The sequence below is a fragment of the Desulfobacula toluolica Tol2 genome (assembly GCF_000307105.1).
Classification (GTDB): Bacteria; Desulfobacterota; Desulfobacteria; order Desulfobacterales; family Desulfobacteraceae; genus Desulfobacula; species Desulfobacula toluolica.
In genome coordinates, this window is the sequence record NC_018645.1 from 2,802,678 (window position 1) to 2,824,503 (window position 21,826).

At 38.6% G+C, this 21,826-nt stretch carries 21 protein-coding genes and 1 tRNA gene; 9 read left to right on the plus strand and 13 right to left on the minus strand.

Annotated elements, in window-relative coordinates; genetic code table 11:
- Positions 1-84 precede the first annotated feature (84 nt).
- The 7 genes from tnpC to TOL2_RS12900 form a co-directional block, all read right to left on the minus strand.
- Positions 85-1,617 carry an IS66 family transposase gene (tnpC, locus tag TOL2_RS12875; protein ID WP_014957867.1) on the minus strand — a complete coding sequence of 511 codons (1,533 nt, stop codon included), beginning with the start codon at positions 1,615-1,617 and terminating at the stop codon, positions 85-87.
- Positions 1,618-1,661: 44 nt separating this feature from the next.
- A complete protein-coding gene (tnpB, locus tag TOL2_RS12880) occupies positions 1,662-2,009 on the minus strand; it encodes an IS66 family insertion sequence element accessory protein TnpB (protein ID WP_014956143.1) in 348 nt (115 codons plus the stop codon).
- Complete coding sequence (gene tnpA, locus TOL2_RS12885; RefSeq protein WP_014956142.1) at positions 2,006-2,326, minus strand: IS66 family insertion sequence element accessory protein TnpA; 321 nt, start codon at positions 2,324-2,326, stop codon at positions 2,006-2,008. Before tnpA ends, tnpB begins: the two co-directional genes overlap by 4 nt.
- 272 nt (positions 2,327-2,598) lie before the next feature.
- Complete coding sequence (locus TOL2_RS26010; RefSeq protein ID WP_083863618.1) at positions 2,599-2,778, minus strand: transposase family protein; 180 nt, start codon at positions 2,776-2,778, stop codon at positions 2,599-2,601.
- A gap of 487 nt (positions 2,779-3,265) precedes the next feature.
- Positions 3,266-3,342 (minus strand) — tRNA-Pro (locus tag TOL2_RS12890).
- 101 nt (positions 3,343-3,443) lie between these two features.
- Complete coding sequence (locus TOL2_RS12895) at positions 3,444-4,100, minus strand: response regulator (protein ID WP_041279485.1); 657 nt, start codon at positions 4,098-4,100, stop codon at positions 3,444-3,446.
- Complete coding sequence (locus TOL2_RS12900) at positions 4,087-6,291, minus strand: ATP-binding protein (protein WP_041279486.1); 2,205 nt, start codon at positions 6,289-6,291, stop codon at positions 4,087-4,089. The genes TOL2_RS12895 and TOL2_RS12900 overlap by 14 nt, the downstream gene beginning before the upstream one ends.
- A gap of 261 nt (positions 6,292-6,552) precedes the next feature.
- Between TOL2_RS12900 and TOL2_RS12905 the strand changes: the two genes are divergently transcribed.
- The 6 genes from TOL2_RS12905 to TOL2_RS12930 all read left to right on the plus strand — a co-directional run bounded on the left by TOL2_RS12905 (position 6,553) and on the right by TOL2_RS12930 (position 10,607).
- A complete protein-coding gene (locus TOL2_RS12905) occupies positions 6,553-6,939 on the plus strand; it encodes a roadblock/LC7 domain-containing protein (RefSeq protein ID WP_014957870.1) in 387 nt (128 codons plus the stop codon).
- Positions 6,940-7,000: 61 nt separating this feature from the next.
- Positions 7,001-7,606: a GTP-binding protein gene (locus TOL2_RS12910; protein ID WP_014957871.1), complete on the plus strand. Its 606-nt coding sequence runs from the start codon at positions 7,001-7,003 to the stop codon at positions 7,604-7,606.
- A 10-nt stretch (positions 7,607-7,616) separates the two neighbouring features.
- Complete coding sequence (locus tag TOL2_RS12915; protein WP_014957872.1) at positions 7,617-9,257, plus strand: hypothetical protein; 1,641 nt, start codon at positions 7,617-7,619, stop codon at positions 9,255-9,257.
- 17 nt (positions 9,258-9,274) lie between these two features.
- Positions 9,275-9,805 (plus strand): hypothetical protein, encoded by a 531-nt coding sequence (locus tag TOL2_RS12920; protein ID WP_014957873.1) that lies wholly within the window; start codon positions 9,275-9,277, stop codon positions 9,803-9,805.
- Positions 9,792-10,133, plus strand: coding sequence for a hypothetical protein (locus TOL2_RS12925; protein ID WP_041279488.1), 342 nt, complete (start codon positions 9,792-9,794; stop codon positions 10,131-10,133). The genes TOL2_RS12920 and TOL2_RS12925 overlap by 14 nt, the downstream gene beginning before the upstream one ends.
- A gap of 198 nt (positions 10,134-10,331) precedes the next feature.
- Complete coding sequence (locus tag TOL2_RS12930) at positions 10,332-10,607, plus strand: hypothetical protein (RefSeq protein WP_014957875.1); 276 nt, start codon at positions 10,332-10,334, stop codon at positions 10,605-10,607.
- Positions 10,608-10,634: 27 nt separating this feature from the next.
- Here the strand turns inward: TOL2_RS12930 and TOL2_RS12935 are convergent, their stop codons facing one another.
- Entirely contained in the window at positions 10,635-11,861 is a 1,227-nt protein-coding gene (locus TOL2_RS12935; protein ID WP_014957876.1) for a DUF4388 domain-containing protein, read from the minus strand.
- A 341-nt stretch (positions 11,862-12,202) separates the two neighbouring features.
- Here TOL2_RS12935 and truA point away from each other — a divergent pair, with 341 nt between their 5' ends.
- The gene (gene truA, locus TOL2_RS12940; RefSeq protein ID WP_014957877.1) at positions 12,203-12,946 is read left to right on the plus strand and encodes a tRNA pseudouridine(38-40) synthase TruA; all 744 of its coding nucleotides are present in this window, start codon (positions 12,203-12,205) and stop codon (positions 12,944-12,946) included.
- Here truA and TOL2_RS12945 read toward each other — a convergent pair.
- The 3 genes from TOL2_RS12945 to TOL2_RS12955 all read right to left on the minus strand — a co-directional run bounded on the left by TOL2_RS12945 (position 12,937) and on the right by TOL2_RS12955 (position 16,474).
- The gene (locus TOL2_RS12945) at positions 12,937-14,721 is read right to left on the minus strand and encodes a chloride channel protein (protein ID WP_041279489.1); all 1,785 of its coding nucleotides are present in this window, start codon (positions 14,719-14,721) and stop codon (positions 12,937-12,939) included. The two genes, truA and TOL2_RS12945, sit on opposite strands and share 10 nt — an antisense overlap.
- 5 nt (positions 14,722-14,726) lie before the next feature.
- Positions 14,727-16,037 carry an aminotransferase class I/II-fold pyridoxal phosphate-dependent enzyme gene (locus TOL2_RS12950; protein ID WP_014957879.1) on the minus strand — a complete coding sequence of 437 codons (1,311 nt, stop codon included), beginning with the start codon at positions 16,035-16,037 and terminating at the stop codon, positions 14,727-14,729.
- A 164-nt stretch (positions 16,038-16,201) separates the two neighbouring features.
- Complete coding sequence (locus TOL2_RS12955) at positions 16,202-16,474, minus strand: PxxKW family cysteine-rich protein (RefSeq protein WP_014957880.1); 273 nt, start codon at positions 16,472-16,474, stop codon at positions 16,202-16,204.
- A gap of 215 nt (positions 16,475-16,689) precedes the next feature.
- On the opposite strand from TOL2_RS12955, the gene TOL2_RS12960 reads away from it, so the two are divergent.
- Positions 16,690-17,673 (plus strand): KpsF/GutQ family sugar-phosphate isomerase, encoded by a 984-nt coding sequence (locus tag TOL2_RS12960; RefSeq protein ID WP_014957881.1) that lies wholly within the window; start codon positions 16,690-16,692, stop codon positions 17,671-17,673.
- Positions 17,670-18,989 (plus strand): ATP-dependent 6-phosphofructokinase, encoded by a 1,320-nt coding sequence (locus TOL2_RS12965; RefSeq protein ID WP_014957882.1) that lies wholly within the window; start codon positions 17,670-17,672, stop codon positions 18,987-18,989. The genes TOL2_RS12960 and TOL2_RS12965 overlap by 4 nt, the downstream gene beginning before the upstream one ends.
- Here TOL2_RS12965 and TOL2_RS12970 read toward each other — a convergent pair.
- Both TOL2_RS12970 and miaA read right to left on the minus strand, forming a co-directional pair.
- A complete protein-coding gene (locus TOL2_RS12970; protein ID WP_051012380.1) occupies positions 18,979-20,640 on the minus strand; it encodes a penicillin-binding protein activator in 1,662 nt (553 codons plus the stop codon). The two genes, TOL2_RS12965 and TOL2_RS12970, sit on opposite strands and share 11 nt — an antisense overlap.
- Before the next feature lie 139 nt (positions 20,641-20,779).
- A complete protein-coding gene (gene miaA / locus TOL2_RS12975) occupies positions 20,780-21,691 on the minus strand; it encodes a tRNA (adenosine(37)-N6)-dimethylallyltransferase MiaA (RefSeq protein WP_014957884.1) in 912 nt (303 codons plus the stop codon).
- Positions 21,692-21,826 lie beyond the last annotated feature (135 nt).

Genomic DNA, 21,826 nt, shown 5'->3' on the forward strand with positions numbered 1-21,826 from the left:
ACCATATCAAATTAAAGATAAAGCTGGCCCCGTGTCAAGACTTATTTGTAAGCGATGTTTTAACCCCACTCAGGGGGCGGAAGGTCAAGCCAACTGTTTTTTATCGACATTGTATGGAAGCAACGCCTTAAAATCATCTTCCGTCATAGCCTCAGGCAAGTGTTCAAACAGATATTTGAGATACCAATATGGCTCCAGCCCATTTGATTTGGCTGTTTCAATCAAGCTGTAAATCAGTGCACTGGCCCGGGCACCCTTAACGGTGTCCGAGAAAAGCCAATTCTTTCGTCCGACCACAAAAGGTCGGATGGCATTTTCAACCAGATTGTTATCAGGCCTGATGATTCCGTCGGTCGTGTATTGGATGAGCCTGTGCCATTGGTTGAGAGTATAATGGATCGCCTTGCCAAGCAGACTTTTGGGAGGAACTTTTTCCACTCTTGCATCAAGCCATTTCTTGAACTCTTCTAAAATTGGAACCGCTTCTTTTTGCCTCCGAGCATATAATTGGTCAGGCGTTAATTCCTGCACCCGGGCTTCTTTTTCAATTTTATAAAGCAGACTGATATACTTTAAAGCGGTGCCGGCATTGCCCGATGAACTCTTTTTATTCCCTGCAGCTTTTGTTACATTTTTAAATCCCCTGCGGGCGTGAGTCCAGCATGCCACATGAATGATATCTGTTATTTTGTCCAGAAAATCATATCCTTTATAGCCATCCGTCTGAACAATGCCTTTGTATCCATTCAAAAATGATGCGGCAACATCTCCGGATCGTGTCGGATGATATTGGAATTGAATAATTGGCATATCAGGCGGACCACCTCTAAAAATCCACATATATGATTTTGATTTCCGGGGGCCCTTTAAGACCAGAAGAGGTGTTTCATCAGCACCAATCATCGGGCTTGCCAGTATGTCCTTTTGCATCATGTCGATTAGAATATCACAGGCGTCAGCGACTTTCATGGCCCATGTACACATGGTCGACCGGCCAAGTTCAATACCGATCCTGGTAAATTGCTTTTCCTGACGGTAAAACGGCAGGGCATCTGCAAATTTTGCGGTCAGAATATGTGCCAGAAGGCCCGGGGTAGCAATGCTTTTGGGGATAATCTGTTCAGGCATCCTGGCAATTGACACGGTGGGGCCGTCGTCTTCCACACCTTCACAATTTTTGCAGGCGTATTTATACCGGATGTTTCGAAGTACCCTTACTTTGGCAGGGATATAGTCCAGTTGTTCTGACTCTTCCTGGCCGATGCGTTCCTTAAGGCAACCGCAGTTGCACTGTCTTTCATCCTCGCTGAGTTCATGTATAACATCTATACGGGGAAGATCGGCGGGTAAAGGCTTGCGGCCACGTTTTTTACGGGTATGTTCACCAATCGTTACGTCTTCCTCCTCTTTTTCCAGGATAGGAAGTTCGGGTTCAGGCATATCGAACAGAGACATTTGCCCGTCATCTTTAGGCGTTTTCTCTGATTTGCGACCAAAGATCATATTCTGAAGTGATTTAACCTGCTCTTTAAGGATTTGATTCTCATCAATCAAATCACAAGTAATTTTCTTCACTTCATCCAGATTCCGATTACCTTTTACCTTGCCTTTAGTCATGGACTGTATATACCATAACCACGGGCTTTTTCATAGTTTTAACATCAATAAATCATGGAATATTTCAAGGGTTTATGTGCCTGATTTATATTCAGGCCGTCAACTAACCAGGACAACTCTCGACTGGTAATATTCATGACATCGTCAGATGTTTTCGGCCACTTGAAACGGTCTTTTTCAAGACGTTTCTGCCACATACAGAAGCCATTTTTATCCCAGTATAAAATTTTTAAAATGGTCTGCGTCCGGTTGCAGAATACAAACAAGTTGGAGGAAAATATGTCAAGTTGCATCTGTTCACTGACAATGACGGACAATCCGTTAATAGCTTTGCGCATATCCGTTGCGCCTAAGAATAGATAGACCTTGGTGTCTGACGGAAAATTCATCATTGGACAGCCTTCAATACAGAAAGCACCTGCTCAAGGGTTTCTTTCTTAAAACCGTCAGGGATTTCCACTTGCAGTTCCCGGCCTATATTCAGTTTTAGCCCTGCTTGACAAAAGTGAGTCGGCACAGGAACCTGAACCAGTCCTGTGGGCTGATTTGGTTTACCGAATTTAATCTTCCAATAGGTGAACCTGTTCGGCCTCAGGCCATTCTGGCGGCAGTACTCTATTTGGGACAGGCGGGATTCAGTCCATTGATCGATATGTGTTTTCCAGAATATTGCCTTTTCTTCGTTTATTTTCTTCCACGATTTGCTCAATACACACCTCCTTTTTGAGAAGAGATATTAAGCGAAATCTGGAGGCCTTAGTAGATGGGGTTTAATTACCGCTTACACTTATTTTGGCCTGATCCATATTTGGTGTGTTTTAAAATTTCTACGCCCCTTACCCCAAAAATCAGGGAGGTATCAGTTCAACAGCATGTGAGCAAAAGCTTACTGAGTATATTATCTTTGGGGCGCTAAATTGTCCGCTCTGTAACGTCATGAGAATAAACTGAGGCTTCTTTCTCGTGAAGATCCTGCATATTTCAGCTGGGAGTCGCTTTAAGTTTATCCAGAGCTAATGATAAGATCGGCATAAGATAATGAATCCAAGAATTTGCCTTCGGCAGGGAAATTCCAAACAATTGCCCTTGCATAGTTTGGGTTGCATATTGCTTTGTGTAGATCAGGATAAAAAGAAGCTGAGCCGCAATACTTGAAAATATCTAATTTTTGTAAATGGTTGGTTTCTTTTCCTTCTCTATCGGGGCATTGACGGGAACCACATCTGGTCTGTTTTATGTCAAACTGCGTATAATTTGAAAAAATTTCTTCAGCTTTATAATGATGAAACTATCAGCGAAGAAAGCCTTATGGAACTTGGCTTGTTTGGCTGATCTGTCTTTATTGTGTTTGTCTGCTAGCTGGCCGTTGGCCGGAAGTGGACAGGTGTGTACAAAATACGATAAATTTAACCCCAAAAACAATCCGAACATCTGACTGGACTTTTTTCAAGCATTATTTTAACAAAAGTATTTAAGGAGTCGATAAGCATATTATCTTCATATGAAAAAAATCAGCAGATACTTTGTATGGGGTACCTCAGATCCTGGCAGAAGCTATTGAGGAAACACAGAACACTAAACCTGTAGCCAGTTGCGTTTTGCCATAAAAAAGAGCTTTCATAAAACTCTGAAACCCCTCTTTAATACTTGGTCGGGACGGCTGGATTTGAACCAGCGACCACTTGTCCCCCAGACAAGTGCGCTACCAGACTGCGCTACGCCCCGAGCATTTTTGCTGAACAAGGCGACTTTTACCACCCTTTAAAAAATGTGTCAAGAACTAATGTGTCAGTTTGCCAAATTAAAATCAACAAATATCAACATAATCATATCAAAGAAGAGGTCACACCCTCTATAATGGCAAACTTTGTCAACTCAGGCACGCTGTGGATATTGAGTTTGGCTTTCAAATGTGTTCGATGGATATCTGCTGTTTTGATACTGATTTTTAATTTTTTTGCAATTTCTTTTCTCTTGTGCCCTTCTGCAATCAATTGTAACACCTCTCTTTCTCTTCTGGACAACGATGAAAAGGCTGAAACTCGTTTATGCTTAAAAAGATTTCCATCATTACCTTTAACCAAGTGTCTTATCTCGTGGTACAAAAAAATCTTTCCAGACAAAACAATTTGAATACATTTAAGCAGTTCTTTAAAAGAACAAACTTTTAAAATATACCCTGAAGCCCCGGCATTCATCATTCCGGTAATATAAATTTTTTCCATGTGCATGGAAAGTGCAATAACTTTTATTTCAGGATGCTTGGCAAGAATTTGTCTTGTTGCTTCCATTCCGTTAAGCCCCGGCATACTAACATCCATAATGATAACATCAGGCTGGTAAAGAGTTGCAAGTTCAATGGCCTTGTAACCTGAATCCGCCATTGCAACGACTTCAAAGCTTTTTTCCCTTTCCAGGGAAATGCATAGCCCCTCCTGTAAGATACTATGGTCATCCGCTAAAATAATCTTAATTTTTTTCATATTCACTGTCTTTGTTATAAGAAACGGGTACGATCAAATAAATTCTTGTTCCTTTTCCAGGTTTTGAATCCAGTTGAATTTTACCCCCGAAATTTTCCATTCGCTCTGCGAGGCTATGTAATCCAAAACCATGAGAGTCCTTTGACATTACCATATCCACATCAAAACCGACCCCCTTGTCTTCAACCCTTACTTGGATTGCATCCTGTGTATTTAATATTTCAATTTCAGCATTTTTAGAACCCGAGTGCTTCAAAACATTTGAAATCAGCTCATTTACGGCCCTGTATAAAGTAATCTTAACAGCCTGATCCAGACTCACCTGATCTTCAATATTATTTATATAATAGATATGACTGTGGTGCTTTGCATTTATTTCTTCTATTAAAAACCCCAAAGCAAGTTCAATATCAAAATCATCCAAGATCGGAGGGCTGAGCTGATAAATCAAGGAACGGATTTCTTTGATAGCCTGCTCAAGATACGCCTGAAGTTCTGAAAAATCCATTTCATCCATGCCTGTGCCGGATTCCCGAATATTCTTTAATTTAAAAATACTAATTGCAAGGGTTTGAGTCACACTGTCATGAAGATCTGACGCAATAGCCTTTCTTTCCCTCTCTTCAGTATAAACAAGATACTCATTCAATCTTTTAAGTTGACCGGTTCGTTTTGCAACTGTTTTCTCAAGATCATTTTTAATTTTACTGAGTTGTTCATTACTCTTTTCAAGTTCATTCGTTCTTAATCTGATCCGATGTTTCAGTTCGAGAGCATGTTCATTTTCTATTTTTCCTGAAATCCTTAATTTTTCCGCCATCAAATTAAATGACTTGAAAAGCTTTCCTACCTCATCTTCTCTGCCGGTTTGAGGGATTAAAGTGAAATCACCGCTCGCAACTCTGTGGGTGGCTGCGATAAATTGTTCTATAGGAGATATGAATATCCGTATGGCAAAACATACCAGCATCACAGAAATAACAATAATCAATAAACAATAACGAATAAAATCTGTCCATATTGCAGAAAGGCTGTTTTTCAGAGCAAATTCTGTTTTATTAACTGATGTAATAAGATCGGCTTCCCTTGTCACCAGGACAAGATACCATTCAACTGATTCCAGACAGCCAATGGCCAAAAGATATTTTTCATTATTTATCACCAGTTCAACAACTCCCCTGTGGAAATCAGGCTCACCTGGAGAAATCCTTTGAATTGCCTCAATTGAAGAATCCTTTAAATTGTAGTTGAAAATATCACTTGAATTCTTATCATGACGCAAATCAATATCCAATCCAAAGAGATCAAAAAACTCACTGGGAAATGCAATAATTTTACCTTCCCTGTTCTGGAGAAATGCAAAAAGAATATTCATATCGGCAATAACTGCACCTTCCGTTAAGTCACGGACAATATGTTCTACCGGGATATCAATACCGGTGGCACCTTTTAATTCACCAGTTTGATCATAAATAGGTGTTGAGGCTGTCAGCAACAATCCATCAATTACGTTACTTTTATAAATATTTGTCCATTGGGTATCACGATATTTGATCTCCTGTTTTGTAAAAACAGTTACCGGCTCACTATCTCTTAGATCAAATTCATTTGAAACCAGAAAATTATAACATGCATTTTTCGATTTTGCGTCCAAGGCATAATAACACCCTATGCCTGAAATTGTAACAATATGAGTTGCAAAACTTTCACGAACCAGTTCCTTTGTTTTCATCAAGATGGGCTCAAAATGGGACAATGCATTCAGCTCATTTTTTATTTCATCGCCAATAGCGTCTTTTCCCCAGTAACAAATAACAACAGGCTCCTGTTGAGGATTTAAAAAAATCCGGCTCTCTTGAGTCTTTTGAAGATTTAGCGTCTCTTTTATCGGCACTTTGCATAACACATCAATGTTATGGTAAACACTTGTGGCATTACTGCCTAGCAAGGCAGATGCTGTTTTTATCCTTTTAAAAATCTCATCATAGGTATCAGCCTGCTCAGCTGCTATTCTTGACAAATAAGAATTGGACATATCTTTTATTTGTTTTTTATTTACAGCATAGGCATAGGTTCCAAACTCGGTGAGAGATAATTTGGCGATATAAAAAAAAGGAACTATGATTAAAAATAAAATCAGGCAGATAAAAACAAATAATTTCCTGGACAATGAAAAGCCGAATCCGAACACATTACACCTTTACATGATTTACCATTCAATCGAATTAATACACTTATCGCAAGTTTCGGGTTTCAACAAGGAAAATTTAAACTGTCAATTCATTAACTCCTCTTCAATTAAACCTGAAGTTCTCCAATTTATTTTTAAAGGATTGATAATATATTGTTTTATGATTGCAATACATATTTTTCACAAATACAGGCCTTAAATCCCCAAAAAAAAATCACTAATATTATTGCACTATTCAGTATTTTGCGCTAACATCCGGCCATGTTTAATCAAACTCAATTATACGCTATTGATAATGTAATCCATACCAACCTTATAGAGTCTGGACTGGATCATGTTATCTTTATGGATATGGCCGGAAATACCATTGCCAAGCATGATAATGGAAAAAGCCATTTGGATTCCACTGCCTTTGCCGCTCTTGCTGCCGGTAATTTTGCAGCGGTTGATGCAATGGCAAAGCTGGTGGGTGAATCCGAATTTTCATTATTGTTTCACAGGGGAGAGAAATCAAGTATTCATTTCAGCAAAGTCAATGATGAAACCCTTTTGATTACAATGTTCAACAAAGACATATCATTGGGACTGGTGAGATTAAAAGTGACTGAAACCATCAAAAAAATCAATACTATATTGGCCAATGACTGATCACTCATCAAAACACGATAAAATTATCTTACCATTTGGTTTTATTTAAGAGGGATAAGGTTTGGCGCTGATCAACTTAAAAACCAGGGAAGTTCAGATTAAAATTGTTTATTATGGTCCCGGCAGAGGTGGAAAAACAACCAATCTTGAATATATCAACAAAACTTACCGAAATCAGATAAAAACCGAAATGGTCAGCCTGAAAACACAGGATGACCGAACTCTGTTTTTTGATTTTTTACCTTTTGACGTGGGTCAAATAAAAGGATTTGACGTTACCATTCAATTATACACAGTTCCCGGACAGGTGAAATATAATGCCACCAGAAAGCTTGTATTACGGGGTGTTGACGGCGTCACCTTTGTTGCAGATGTTCAAAAAGAGCAGCGAAAAAAAAATATTGAATCTCTCAATCAATTATATGAAAACCTTAACACCCACAATATTGATCTGTTTAAAATTCCCCTTGTCATGCAATACAATAAAACAGATCTGAAAAAGTCAAATATTCCGATAATATCCTCCCAAACCATGCAAAAAGATCTGAACAGCGTTTTACGAGCCCCTGCCTATGAGGCCAGCGCCTTAAAAGGGGGTAACGTTATTTTGACCTTGAAAAAGATCATATCAATAACTTTGGCATCAATTCAAGACCAGCTTTTTTAAGGAGGTTTTTTTGAATTCTCTAACTGAGCTTAAAAAAATCATACAGTCCCTGAATGAAAACATTACAGATGAGGATATCGGCGCATTTCAAAAACAGATTTTACAACTTGAACTGCAACAAGGAAAGCCACCGATTGTCAACTCTTTTTTAAAGATGATGCGATCGTTGGGAAAATATCTGGGGTCAAAAAAAAACAATGCGCATGCGGATTCTATACCGGTATTGAATTCAATTGTAGAAAAGCTTGATAAAATAACAAATAACTCGAATCTTGAAAAAGATGAAATCAACCAAATATTATCCAAAGAGCTTCAGAAGTACAAATCTCTACAAAACAAAATTGCATCAGGCTCAGTATTTACGGATAATGAATTGAACGATCTGAAAGAAGCCATTTTAGCAATTGACTGGGAAATTTCCGAAATCAACTTGAAAAATTTCGAAAAAATTGTCACACACTTATTGTCAAAATCAAAAAATTATAAAATCCAGCGGGCTTTTTTAAAGATCATCCACACTGCCGGACTATATATCGGCATCCTTAAAGCAGATGCCCCAACAGACTCAATATCTTTTTTACGCTCTGTTTTTGAAAATCTTGAAAAAATTGTTCATACGCCCGACATGGCATTAACGGATAAAAAGCACCTCCTGGAAACCGATATCCAACGGTTTTATGAAATCAAACAAAAATTTTCCAACAAAAAAAATCAGCTATATGTAAGAGCAGATAATTCCGATGATGACTCTATACAACCGGCTCTCTCCCATATTAAGCAGACAGGTATATCTGCTTTAGATGATGACATCATACCTTTAATCACGCTTCCCGAACAAGACGATAACCTGCTGCCAGGAAACAGACCTGATCCTGATCCCCTGGCACCGCCGGCATCAACAAACAAAAAAATATCAGTGGCAGGTCCAAGAAATGTCATGGATGATCTTTTTGCTACAAAAGAGTCTCCGGCAGATGAATTATTAGATGCCATTCATCTGCTTGACGTTAATAAATCAAACCCGGATCATGCTATGAGAATGATTGAACAGACAAGAGATAATCAATCCAACGGGATAAAAAATTTTACAGCCCGGAAAATAAATACTGAACCGATACCTGAAATCGAGAGTCGCTTAGATGAGTTCTTCAGCCTGGACACCCCTGAAGACAATGAGGTCACACCTAACGATCAGGAAGATCAGACTATTGAATTATGCACAATTGAAGATAATGATCCGGCAGACGGTATCGTGCCTTTCCAATACGAGGATGATTCCTTTGAAGAATACACGCATAACGCAGATAAAAATAACCCAGTGAATAATGAGCCTGATTTCAAACTTTTGACCCGACTGAAATCCGTCATTGAAAACCCGGAATGGCTTAAGGATGAATCCGCTATGATGTCAATCAAGCAAGACCTTTCTTATTTTGAAAGCCGCTGGCAAACTAATCTTGAAAAAACGTGTCTGGTTAAAATCATTGCATCACTTGTTACGCTGTTGAAAAATCAAGGTGAATCAAATGAGGAAATAGACCAAATGAAAAATGAGGCCAAAACCAATGTATCAAACAAAGACTCTTCAGATTCCCTCCAGAAAAAGACAAAGGGAATTTGGAAAAAGTTCAAAGGTATGTTTACCTCTTAAAACTGCAATAACGTCAAATGATTTTCTTTTGTGAAGATTGTGGGGAAAAAAATATTTTATCCCCCACACAGTTAAAAGACGGACAAGCCGTGTTCAGGTGTAAGTATTGCAGCTATCTGAATTCATACCGCACCAAATCTGCAGGAAAAGTGTATTCAAAACAAATAGATGAAGATTTGAATTTGTTTGGAAATTTACCTGAAATTATTGGTTTTTTTTTCTTTCACAGAAAAACCGGGGTTTTAAAAAACAATATGCCCGGTATTCTAAAAAAAACAGACCTGGATATTCTGGGGAAAATTTTAACAAACAGCTATTGGGTCTGTCACGCTCAATACCAGGATGTTCATGAAATGGTATTAATCATATCAAATAAAAATATGATTGTTAAAATAATTGACAGCAATCTGGCTTTTATCATTGCCTGCAAAATTTTTCCGTTATCCAAAAACAGTATGGATCTGTTAAACCGACTGGTAGACCAACTGGTAAATCAGTTGAATTTATACGTCAGAAAAAAAAAGGACAATCAAAATGTCAACCCTTAAAGAATTGATACAAATTGCCAACTTAACAGGTGTGGATCAATATATTTTTGTAGACCAAAAAGGAAAAATTGCAACCCATAATATTCAAGATCCCAAAAAAACGGCTGACATGGTTTTTTTTTGTGGCAAACATCTACACGCAATTGGTAAAACCCGATTAAGCCATGTTATTTTTTCCAGGAAAAACCAAAAAGATTTTTTTATTTTTCCTTTTGGTGATTACTATCTTGGAGTGATAAAAAAAAAATCAATTGACAATTTTGTTCTAACGGAAAATATAATAAAATTCACAAAAGATCTTCTTGAGCTTGAAAAGAAGACTCAATAACGCCCATGGCAGATTGACGTGCCGCAACAAGAAAGGAAAGAAAACTGATTTTAACAGGTTAAGAGTTCTTTTGTGTAAACTGAGACAGGCAAATCTGGCCATTTTGTACTATAATCTGGTTACCTTGATTTGACCACAAAGAAAAACATGAAAGTCTTTGTTTGTGTTTTTCAAAACTTTTATATAAAGAGGAGTGTTATGACAGCACAAACCATTATTCTGATTTTCACCCTGATAATATATCTCATTATTATATTTGTTTTTAATACGGCCCGAATCAAATATGCCGGTGGAAAAGTCGGAACCGTCATCAACCTGATCCTGATAACGGTGTGCTTATTGTTTATTGCCGATTATGTTATCATTTTTGATCAATTAGTTGATAATGATATACTTGAAATTATCAAGGCATTGTTCAGAACAGCTGCGCTCTCCTTTTTAGCCTATGGCGGGGCAAAAGTGGCAGCATCTTAGCAATCAACAACCATCAGGAGGCGGGCATCAGGAAAAAAAGGAAAAGATACCTCTTTTGGAGCCGCTTTTTTTATCTGTTTTAAACTCAGAAGAAAGTTGTACAATAACATTTTTCATATTATTGACAATTTTACTTTTTTCTTTTGACCCGGCTTGATATTTTTTTACATATCCAAGTACATTTTCAATATCATTCAGAATTTTTATCAGGGGCTGTGATCCCAGAATTTGCCCTGCCTTTTTTAATAGCTGGGTACAATATTCAGTAAATCCCAAGATTAAAAATCCTTTTGGATCTTCAATAAATTTCATTTGATCCAACGCATTGGTAATGGCCTGAAAATTTGAATTTTTATGTTTATCCGGGTGATATTCTCTGAAGACGTCTTTAAATTCAATAGCAAGTCCAGGCTTGATTTCTTCAAACAAAGAATAACTTCTGTCCCCGAGTTCATCAGCAATATTTTTACTGATGGATTGAAGAATATCATTAAAAACCGTCAGTATAGCGGAAAAATCTTTTTCCCCGCCCTGATCATCCAGTTGAATCTCTTCTTTTTGTTCAATCAAGCCGGATGAAATCACGGAAAAAAAGATTTTATATACAGCAAATTCATCATATCCACTTTCAGTTATGATTTGACGGACCGACCGGGTTCCGTCAATCAAAGAAAGAACCCGCCACTCATTTGCATTGAGCTTTATCTCATCCTTGCTTTGCACCTTTCCCGACATTTTAAACACCATTTTATCACTAGGGATGAATTCCTTTAGAACTGACAATTCATCAATACGCCGGGATGCTTCAAGAATCAGTTTCATGGGATTGAGCTGGGTGACAATCATGCCCTTTAAGTTCAACCTAGTATCTTTATATTCAAACCTGCCTTTTTTCCAGAAAAGAAGATTATATAAAATAGCTTCAACCTGCCGGGTATTATACTTTTTCAAGGTATCAACCGAAATATATCCTTTTTCTACAAGTATTTTGCCCAGATGCATCTTTTCCTGTCTGGCAAGGGCAAAACATTTTTGAAGTTGCTTCGCTGAAATGATTCCGTCATTTCGCATCAGAGACCCCAGTCTTGCCTCCTTAAAAGAGGCTGATGCATAAATAATTGTTCCCTGCTCAAAAAAAACCCGGCTTTCCTCATCATCACAGGTTACTGTCAGCACTCCTGTTTTCTGATCATTACACAACAGCTGAAGGATACTTGCCAGAGTTAATCCTTCAAAATCACCCTGAAGATTCATAATGTCCTTTTTGTATCTTTCATTATCCTTTTTCCAGTCCAAAACCTTTTGATATGCTTTAAAGACCGCCAGTGAAATACTATGCCATAATATTTGGGCGAATACAATATCATCCTCCTTGATGGCATTAGTTCAGACACACCTGATATAATGACTCTTCAGAATACGACATCCCCATATAACTGCCACGGGCAAACTTAGCCATTTTATACTATAATCTGGTCACCTTGGTTTGCCCACAACAAAGATTGAAAGTTGCTGTTTGAATTTTTGAAGACTTTCATATAAAAAAAGATTAAAAGAAGTAGTTAAACGATATCATATTTATATAATTGGAAATAATGAAGAAAAATTTTAAAATTATTGTTGAATACGATGGTACGGATTTCTTTGGCTGGCAAAGACAAAATGACAAGAAAACCATTCAGGGTGAACTTGAAAAAGCCTTAAGCATGATCCTGAACCAGGATGTCAGAATTTCAGGATCAGGACGAACAGATGCAGGTGTTCATGCATTTGGTCAGGTTGCAAATTTTCATGTCAATACCGGTATATTGCCACAGAATATTAAAAAAGGAGTTAACAGTGTAATCAAGCAACCCATTGTGATCAGGGAATGCCAAATTGTGGATAATGATTTCCATGGCAGGTACAAAGCTGTTTCCAAGGAATATCATTATTTTATTTTGAACAGGGAAGATCCTTGCGCCATAGGCAGGTCATATCAATGGCATATCCGGCATCCTCTCGATATTGAGGCTATGAATCAATGCTGCAATGAGATTACAGGGGTGTTTGATTTTAAATCTTTTGAAAACACAGGAAGTCCAAGATCTTCAACCATCCGGGAAATCTTTTTTTCACATATCAGCGTGTTGGATAATAATAGGTTGGTATTTAAAATTTGTGGCAGTGGTTTTTTAAAATATATGGTACGAAATTTAATAGGAACCATTGTTCTTGCGGGATTAAATAAAATCACGGTTACTCAGTTTAGAAAAATACTTGAAACAAAAGACAGGACAAAAGCAGGTCCGACAGCACCTGCTCATGGATTGTTTTTAAAAAAAGTAAATTATTCGTGATCTTTTATTTTTTGGATATGATCATTGTAATGAGAGATGATATCACGCCTGTAGATCAAACCGATCAGCTTGCCTGAATCATTTTCTTCCACAACAGGCAAGGCATCAATATTTTTTTGAGTCAGCTTTAAGAGTACGGTGTTCAGATCTTCGGACGGCAAAGTATAAATCAGATCTGACACCATGATATCTTTCATGACAACCAGTTGTTCTATATGGGGGGTAAAAATAATTTCCCTGATATCAGTAGAGGAAAAAATACCGGAAAAATGCCCCTTGCTGTTGATAACGGGAAAATAGTGCTGTTTTGTACTTGAAAAAAATTTTTTAAATTCACTGAACGGCATATCTTCATTCACACATCTGACTTCTTTGATCAAGTGTCTTAAACTTCCAACTTTCATGGTTTGAAGGATATCCATCATCACCTCTCCTGCATGGACAGGTGAATCAATCCTGGATTTAACCTGATTTTCAAAGATCGTCCATCTCCTGCACAACAAATAACAAATGGAACACACCATGAGACTTGGCAACAGCAAGTGATAGGAGTTGGTCATTTCACTGATAAAAATTATTGTTGAAATCGGCGTATTGGATACTGCTGCAAAAAAGCCGGCCATACCGACAATAACAAAGGAACCAGGGGTAGTGACAACCGAAGGGATCAGCAGGTTAAAGATTTTCCCGACCGCCCCCCCCATGGCGGCACCAATAACAATGGACGGACCAAACACACCTCCGCTGCCGCCGGACCCAATGGAAAATGATGTGGTAAATATTTTTCCCAGGGCCAGTGCGATCAAGGTGGGGATGGCTACCTGGTTGAAAATAGCCTCTTGTGCAATCCCATACCCAAATGCAAGTGTATAAGGAAGAAAAAAGCCGATAACACCCGTGATCAATCCGCCAATGGCTGGTTTAAAATGGTTGGGGATTGAAAACTTCTTGAACAGATCAATCACCCCGTAAAATACTTTAATGTACAAAACAGCAGTGAGTACAAGAATAACGGCCAGGACAAGATACGGCCCCAATTCCAATGGATTTTGAAATTTAAATCCAGGCGAATCAAATAAAGAACCCCATCCGAAAACAATACAGAAAATACAATAGGCGACAACAGAAGAAATACCCGCAGGAATGATAACTTCCGATTCAAAATCAGGGTCACGGTAGAGTACTTCAGCAGCAAAAAGCGCGCCCGCCAAAGGGGCTCGAAAAATACTGCCCACCCCGGCACCGATACCGGCAGCCATCATGATCCGTCTTTCTCTTTCGGAAAGCTTGAATTTGGTGGCCAGAAAAGATCCAAACCCTGCGCCGATTTGCGCGATAGGCCCTTCTTTGCCCCCGGAACCCCCGGTTGTCAATGTGATGGTGGATGCAATGGTTTTGATTATGGGAATTCTGCCCCGGATCAGTCCGCCTTTATGATGGTATGCATCAATGGCGGCATCAGTTCCGTGGCCTTCTGCCTCCGGGGCGAATGTGTAAACAAGCCAGCCGCTGACAACACCGCCTAAAGCAGGCAGTATGAGAAGTATCCATTTGTTGAACGGCGTCTGGGTATGGGGTAAAAAAAGGTGTTCTCCTGCCGGAGATGTTGGTCTGTATCCGGCCATCATATCCAGGAAATAATGCATGCCAAATCCGCACAAATAATGAAAAACAATGGCACCGCACCCGGCAATAACACCGATTAAAACGAAATAGAATAGCCACTTACCGGCAACTGCAATATCTGCCGAGCCTATCTTTTCTCCCACACCCATGGGCATTAACCTTGTCTGAGATCATTAATACCTTTTAAAATGATATCAAATAATATTTCAACATCACTCTCCTCAAGGCAGGAGAACGCCACCCGGATATTTTTTTCTCCAAGGGCAATCAAACCTGTGCCATAATTTTCAAGCAGATGAAGTCTTAATTTTTCAGCATTCACATCTTTGAGGCGGATACACATGAAATATCCTGAATTAAAAGGATAAACATCAAAGGCATCCTTAAATTTAGGGTTTTTTAAGACCTCTTTCATTTTTAATGCCCGGGTTTTGAGAAGTTCAAATTTCTCCTGTTTATAGGCATCATAATTCATGTCTTCCATGGATTTTAAAAGAATGGTCTGGCTTAAATGGGATGCATTGGAAATATTTCCACGAATACATCCTGCTGTCTTTTTTTCCAGCGCTTCCAAAACTGTTTCATCATCGCCATACACACCATAGGTAATAAATCCTGTCCTGAAACCCCAGACATAATCTTCTTTTGTGGCACCATCCAGTTTTACCGCCACAAGGCGTTTGTCCGCACCAGCCAATTTGGAAAATATGGATTCCTTGCTGGTTTCTTCTTCAAAAAACAACCCAAAGTAAGCATCATCACACGCTGCGACCACATTGGTTCCCTGCCGGGCAACGTCAATTAAAATACTTGCAACTTTGTCTGCTTCAGCTACACTCAAAGAATATCCGCTCGGGTTATGGGGGAAATTCAAAACCGTTACAATTTTATCATTTTCCTTGGCCTGCTCACGGATCACCTGTTCAAACGATTCAACATTAAATCGAGTCAACTTATCGTCATATGCTTTGTAATTAACAATGCGCGCGCTGTTTCTGATACAAAAACTCATATTGTAATTGCCCCACATCATGTCAGGCAAAACAATCACATCATTGGAATCAACCCACACATCAGACAAAATGCTTATCCCATGGGTGATACCGGAAGTGACAACAGGAAGGCTGATGTTTTTATTTTCAAGAGATGGATTTTTTTTGTAAATACCAGACTTCCATTTTTCTCGAAGATTAAGAACCCCATAGGATGGAGCATAGGATAAATAATCGTCCGGATCAATATCTTTGATATATTTTGTAACTGACGGCAGACTCAATACACTGGCGCCTTCTTTGGCAATACCAATGGTTGCATTGATTTTATGTGCGTATTGTTTGGCTTCAGCACTCTGGCTCAGGATGCCTTTTGGAAAGAAAAGTGCTTTTCCCATATTGGAAAGCATTTCAAAAATGTGGGGGTTGGACCCATTAATAATATCGTTTAGTTCTTGTGCAATTGGATTCATAGTTCACTCGTTAAAAATTCAATCTCTTAAAATGGTTATTGGATAAACAAACCGCAAAAACAATTTATTGATAAAGCTTTAGAAACGTACTTTGACCTAAAAAAAACTCTGCAGCTTTATCAAGACTAAAACCACAGAGTTTAAATAAAACTGATATATAAAGACTATCTTCTTTTAGATGCTTTGATCGGGTTGATTTTTTGTTTTTTCGTTACTTCAACGGTTTTAACATGAGTTGCAATATTACAATTGCCGTTTTTCCATTTTAATGATGGATCAGGAGCAGCAGTACAATAAACACCGGTTTCAAATTCTCCTGTTCTCTGACATCCGTTGCATTCGTCAATAATGGGTAGACAAGCGCCTTCATTGTAGCTACAGCCTTTTGATGTCATGAATACGCAGTCGTCACCTTTTCTAATAGTTGTACAAATCATAATAATAATCCTGTATCTTAATCCTGTAGTTTGAATTTCAAATAGTCCCTTCAAGGACTATAACCTTAACTAACTATCACAACATCAAAAAACTGTCAATGTTTGAGATTGTTTGCCTGAGTATTTTTTTATATGAAAAATGATTTGAGTATTGTATATAAAAAAACAATGCAGCAATCTTTTCAACAAAACAAAGGATTAGATAACGTTCAATCATGATAATAGAAAAAGCAAAAGAAGTATTAAGAATAGAAGCAGAAAGTATTTTAAAATTAACCCGGAATATTAATACCTCTTTTGAAGATCTGGTTAATATTATTTGCAGTTCTACTGGAAGGGTTGTCATCTCTGGAATTGGCAAATCAGGACTGATCGGCAAAAAAATTGTTGCCACACTTATCAGCACCGGGACAAATGCAATGTTCCTGCATCCGGTTGAAGCGCTTCACGGTGACTTGGGAATGGTGAATAAGGACGATGTGTTTATAGCTATTTCAAACAGCGGTGAAACCAATGAATTGAACCAATTACTCCCGGTAATCAAGCAAATCGGGTGTAAAACGGCAGGATTCACAGGAAAAACCAATTCCAGCATGGCAAACTTTTGTGATATCGTCATTGATACAGGGGTTGAAAAAGAAGCCTGTCCCTTTAATATGGCTCCGACTTCAAGCACAACAGCCCAGCTTGCCATGGGTGATGCCCTGGCTGTTGTATTGATCACCAAGAAAAAATTTAAAAAAAGCGACTTCATGAAATCCCATCCCGGAGGTGTTTTAGGGAAACGTCTTTCCTGCAGGGTTGGTGAAATCATGTTTGAGGCATCGACCGCACCGGCTGTATTAACAGGATCTTCCATGGGGTCGGCCATCGAAGAAATGGATAAATTCAGATTGGGTGCAGTGATTGTTATGGACAAGAACAAAACGCTTAAAGGAATTATCACTGACGGAGATATCCGTCATTATCTGGCCAAAACACAATATGATTTAGCAAGCCAACCTGTTGACATGATCATGAGCAAAAACCCGCACACATTAACATCGGAATCTTTTTTATATGATGCATTAAATATTATGGAAAAATATCAGATCACAGTGCTTCCCATTGTTGATAAGAAAAACAGGCTTGACGGACTTTTACATTTACACGATATCCTTGGAAAAGGATCTTTTCAATTTAATGGAGGGCATAAATGAAAAATTTTGATTTTTGCACGGATATTCCCACTCTTGGAGAAGCAAAAATTATATCTCCGCTTAAAAAGCATACCAAACCGGGTGAACCTGAAAAAAGATTTATTTCAGATGATGCAAGGGTAATTGTTGACGTGCAGATAAATCGCCTGGAATCTGATTTAAAAAAAAACAGCAGCTTTGATCAGGCCGGGCCAAGAGAAAAAATATATTTTGATCCAAGCAAGCTCAAATGTGCCATTGTAACCTGCGGCGGATTATGTCCTGGATTGAACGATATTATCCGGTCTATTGTCCTGGAACTTTACCACATCTATAATGTTAAAACGATTTATGGAATCAAGCACGGACTTCAAGGATTTATTCCTGATTTTCAACACGATGTAATGAACTTGAATCCTGATTCAGTATCAGGAATTCAGAATACTGGAGGATCAATATTGGGTTCCTCCCGGGGAACTCAGGATATCGGTATGATTGTAGATTGTCTTGAAAGAATGACTATCGGCATTCTGTTCATGGTGGGCGGTGACGGGACATTAATGGCATCGAAAAGAATTGTAGAAGAAATTGAACAAAGGAATTTAAAGATATCGGTTATAGGAATTCCCAAAACAATTGATAATGACATTTACCTGGTATCCAGATCATTTGGATTTGATACTGCGGTTGATGTTGCAACCCTTGCCATCAAGGGGGCACACAACGAAGCGATTGCATACCCCAATGGAATCGGTTTGGTAAAACTCATGGGCAGACATTCCGGATTCCTGGCTGCAACGGCTGCACTGGCCCAACAGGATGCTAATTTTGTTCTCATTCCCGAGGTTGATATTTCCCTGGATGGAAAAAACGGTTTTTTACAGGCCCTTGAAAATCGAATACTCCATCGAAAACATGCGGTTGTTATTGTGGCCGAGGGTGCGGGTCAGAAATTATTTGATAAACAGCAAAAAAAGTTTGATCCTTCCGGAAATATTGTTCTTCAGGATATTGGCCTTTTTCTCAAAGAAAAAATATCACAATGGTTTAAGGCAAAAAACATTCCCATTTCATTAAAATATATTGACCCGAGCTATATCATCAGAAGCCTGCCCGCAAATGCCAATGACAGTGTTTTTTGCGGTTTTCTCGGCCGGGACGCAGTTCACGCCGGAATGGCAGGAAAAACCAAATTATTGATCAGTTTCTGGAACAACCATTATGTTCATGTACCAATGGATGCTGCATCAGGAAAGCGAAAGAATCTTGACCCCCAGGGAAAACTCTGGCAGTCGATTCTGGAAGCAACTGGCCAGGATACTTTTTTTACCGACTGATTTCGACAAATTTTCCCTTTTTAATCGTCATAAGAAAAAGCTCCCTATGGGCAACTCCATTTGCATCAAAAATGGTGTTGCCGGTCACGCCTTCGAACATACGCTTGCCTTGCAGGGTATCCTTCAGCGTCTCCCGGGAATCAACCGTTTCGTCCATGGCTGTCAAAAAAAGAATGGAAGCCGTATCATAGGATATGGCTTCTAAAAACTTTGGCTTTGTATTAAAGACCGCTTTGAATTTTTTTACAAATTGAGTTGTCTTTAAATTTTGACTGTTGTCAAAAAATCCGTCAGTTATGATAACTTGCTTGTTATAACCCTTTGCATCTTTCAAAAGACTTTCATGATGCCACAGATTTGTTCCGACAAGATACATGCCTGTAGCATCGTTAAATGAAAGTTGTGGAAGTATTAAGTTGATATTTGAAGGAGAATCAGGAATAAAAAGGGCTTGAAAATCAATCTGAATTTTTTCTTTTGGATTATCATCCTCTTCTGATAGCGGATTGTTTTCAAATTCAACAGCTTCAGGTTTTAGAAAATCCGGAACCGGGAAAAACTGTCCGGTAAGCTTTTGTATCGGCTTGGTAAAATCTGTTTTTTTACCGTCATATAGCTCTATACCAACGACTTCTCCACCATATTCATCAACAACATCCCAAAAAAGTTCCATATATTTTTTGCCGTATTTTTCGTTGGGATAGAGAATTGCCACTTTTTTTATTCCAAGTTCCTGAAACAGATAAGCCCCAAGGGTTCGTACCTGCATATCAGGAGTAATGAAGTTTGAAAATAAATATTCTCCCTGCAGGGGAAACTCGCTTTTTTGTGTTAACGCAATCATTGGTATTCCAAGTTTTTCAGCTTCCCGGCCAGCCGGATTAACTGTTAACAATGGCCCTATTATCCCTGCAACGTTTTTTTGATGTAAGTCTCTTACCCCTTCAATGGCAATATCCGGGTTGGCCCTGGTATCTTTTATAATGAGTTTAAATTCCCTGGAGTATTTTTTTGACAATTCCTGTATGGCCAATTGAATTCCGGCCAATGCCCTTTGACCAAAAACAGCATATTTTCCTGTCAAAGGCAAAAGGCACCCAATCGTATCCTTATGAAAAAATGTTTTTTTTATGACCGCCACAAGATCAGCTGCATCATTATAATAAGGGTGATCAGGATATTGAAACAAAAAAGTTTCAAGTATCTCTTTTGATTTAACAGCATTGTTTTCCAAAGCAAAATTAAGCCCTGTCCAATACATTAACAGGGGTTTGGGAATATGGATATTTTTTGTATCCAGAAGCTCTGCTATGGTTATTGCCGGTGTTTTTACCAGAACCGATTCAATGCGGGATATCAGTTGCGGTGTTTCATCTTCAGTTGCCTGGGCAAGCGCCTGGTCATAAACAAACAAGGCGTCCTTGTAACTTCCCCGCAAAAAAAATTTATCTGCTTCGGCAGATAAAATTTCAACAAGTGATATTTTTGGCTGATCCTGTTCTGTTTTGTCTTTTGCCGGTTCATCCGCCTCTACCGGGAGTTTGTCTTTTTCAAAGGGAGGCTTTCCAGGCAGGTACGAACAAGCAGACAACCACAATATAATATTGAAAATTATGAAAAAATTAAAAAATTTTGTATGATTAGGCTTCATATTGTTAACACTTATTTTATTTATTATCTCAACTTTCAAAGTTAAGTTCGAGCAGACGGGAGGTCAGGCAAGCCTGGCCTCCATCCTTTAACTTATCCTTGTGAACCTGTGGCGTATGGACTATATGAAAAACAAAAGGCTATGTCAAAAATTGTTTGATCAGTTTTTCAGCCAAATCAACCTGGGACGGCTCAAACCAATGGATATCTTTATCCTGACGAAACCATGTAAACTGACGTTTTGCATATCGCCTGGTGTCACGCTTTAATAGCCTGACAGCTTCTGTCCAATCCACCTCATTTTTAATGAACATGCCCATATGTTTATAACCGATGGACTGCATGGGTTTCAAGTCAAAGGAATATCCCATTTCAGCCAGAGTGGTGACTTCGTGGAGCAACCCTTGCTCAAGCATCAGATCAACCCTTTTATTAATGCGGTCATATAATTTTTCCCTGTCCATGAAAAGGCCTATTTTCAGACTGTTGTATCTTAATTCATCAAAATTATGAGTATCTTGCCGGTCTGAAATCAGACGACCTGTTGTTTGATACACCTCCAATGCCCTGATAACTCTGAATGAATCATTGGGATGTATTTTTTGAGCAGCTTTGGGATCACACTTTTCAAGTTTTTCATAAAGACTTTGGTTGCCTTGTTCTTCAAGTTCGGCAGTCAATTGTGACACTGTTTGTTCACATATGGGTTTTGACCGGAACAAACCATGCAACAAAGCCCTGATATAAAGACCTGTGCCTCCAACAATGACTGGAATTTTTCCGCAGGCGGTAATTTTTTCAATGGCTTGATCTGCGTTTTTTACATATAGGCCTGCATCAAAATCATCTTTTGGATCGATAAAATCCACAAGATGATGCCGTGCCAGTTTTAATTCTTCGGAGGTTGGTTTGGCAGTACCGATATTCATATGCTTATAAATCTGCATTGAATCCGCACCGATAATTTCCGCGTTAAAACGCTTTGCAACCCGTATGGCAACTGTTGTTTTGCCAATTCCTGTGGGACCGCAAATGACAATAATTTTCTTCATAAACAATATATATATTCATTCAATAAGTGTTGACAACCTTTGTTTGATCGCTTTATAACATAATACTTTGGCTAAGAAAATATAAGCTTTATAAAATCATAAACAATTTAAATAATTAAATAGATATGATCTTTA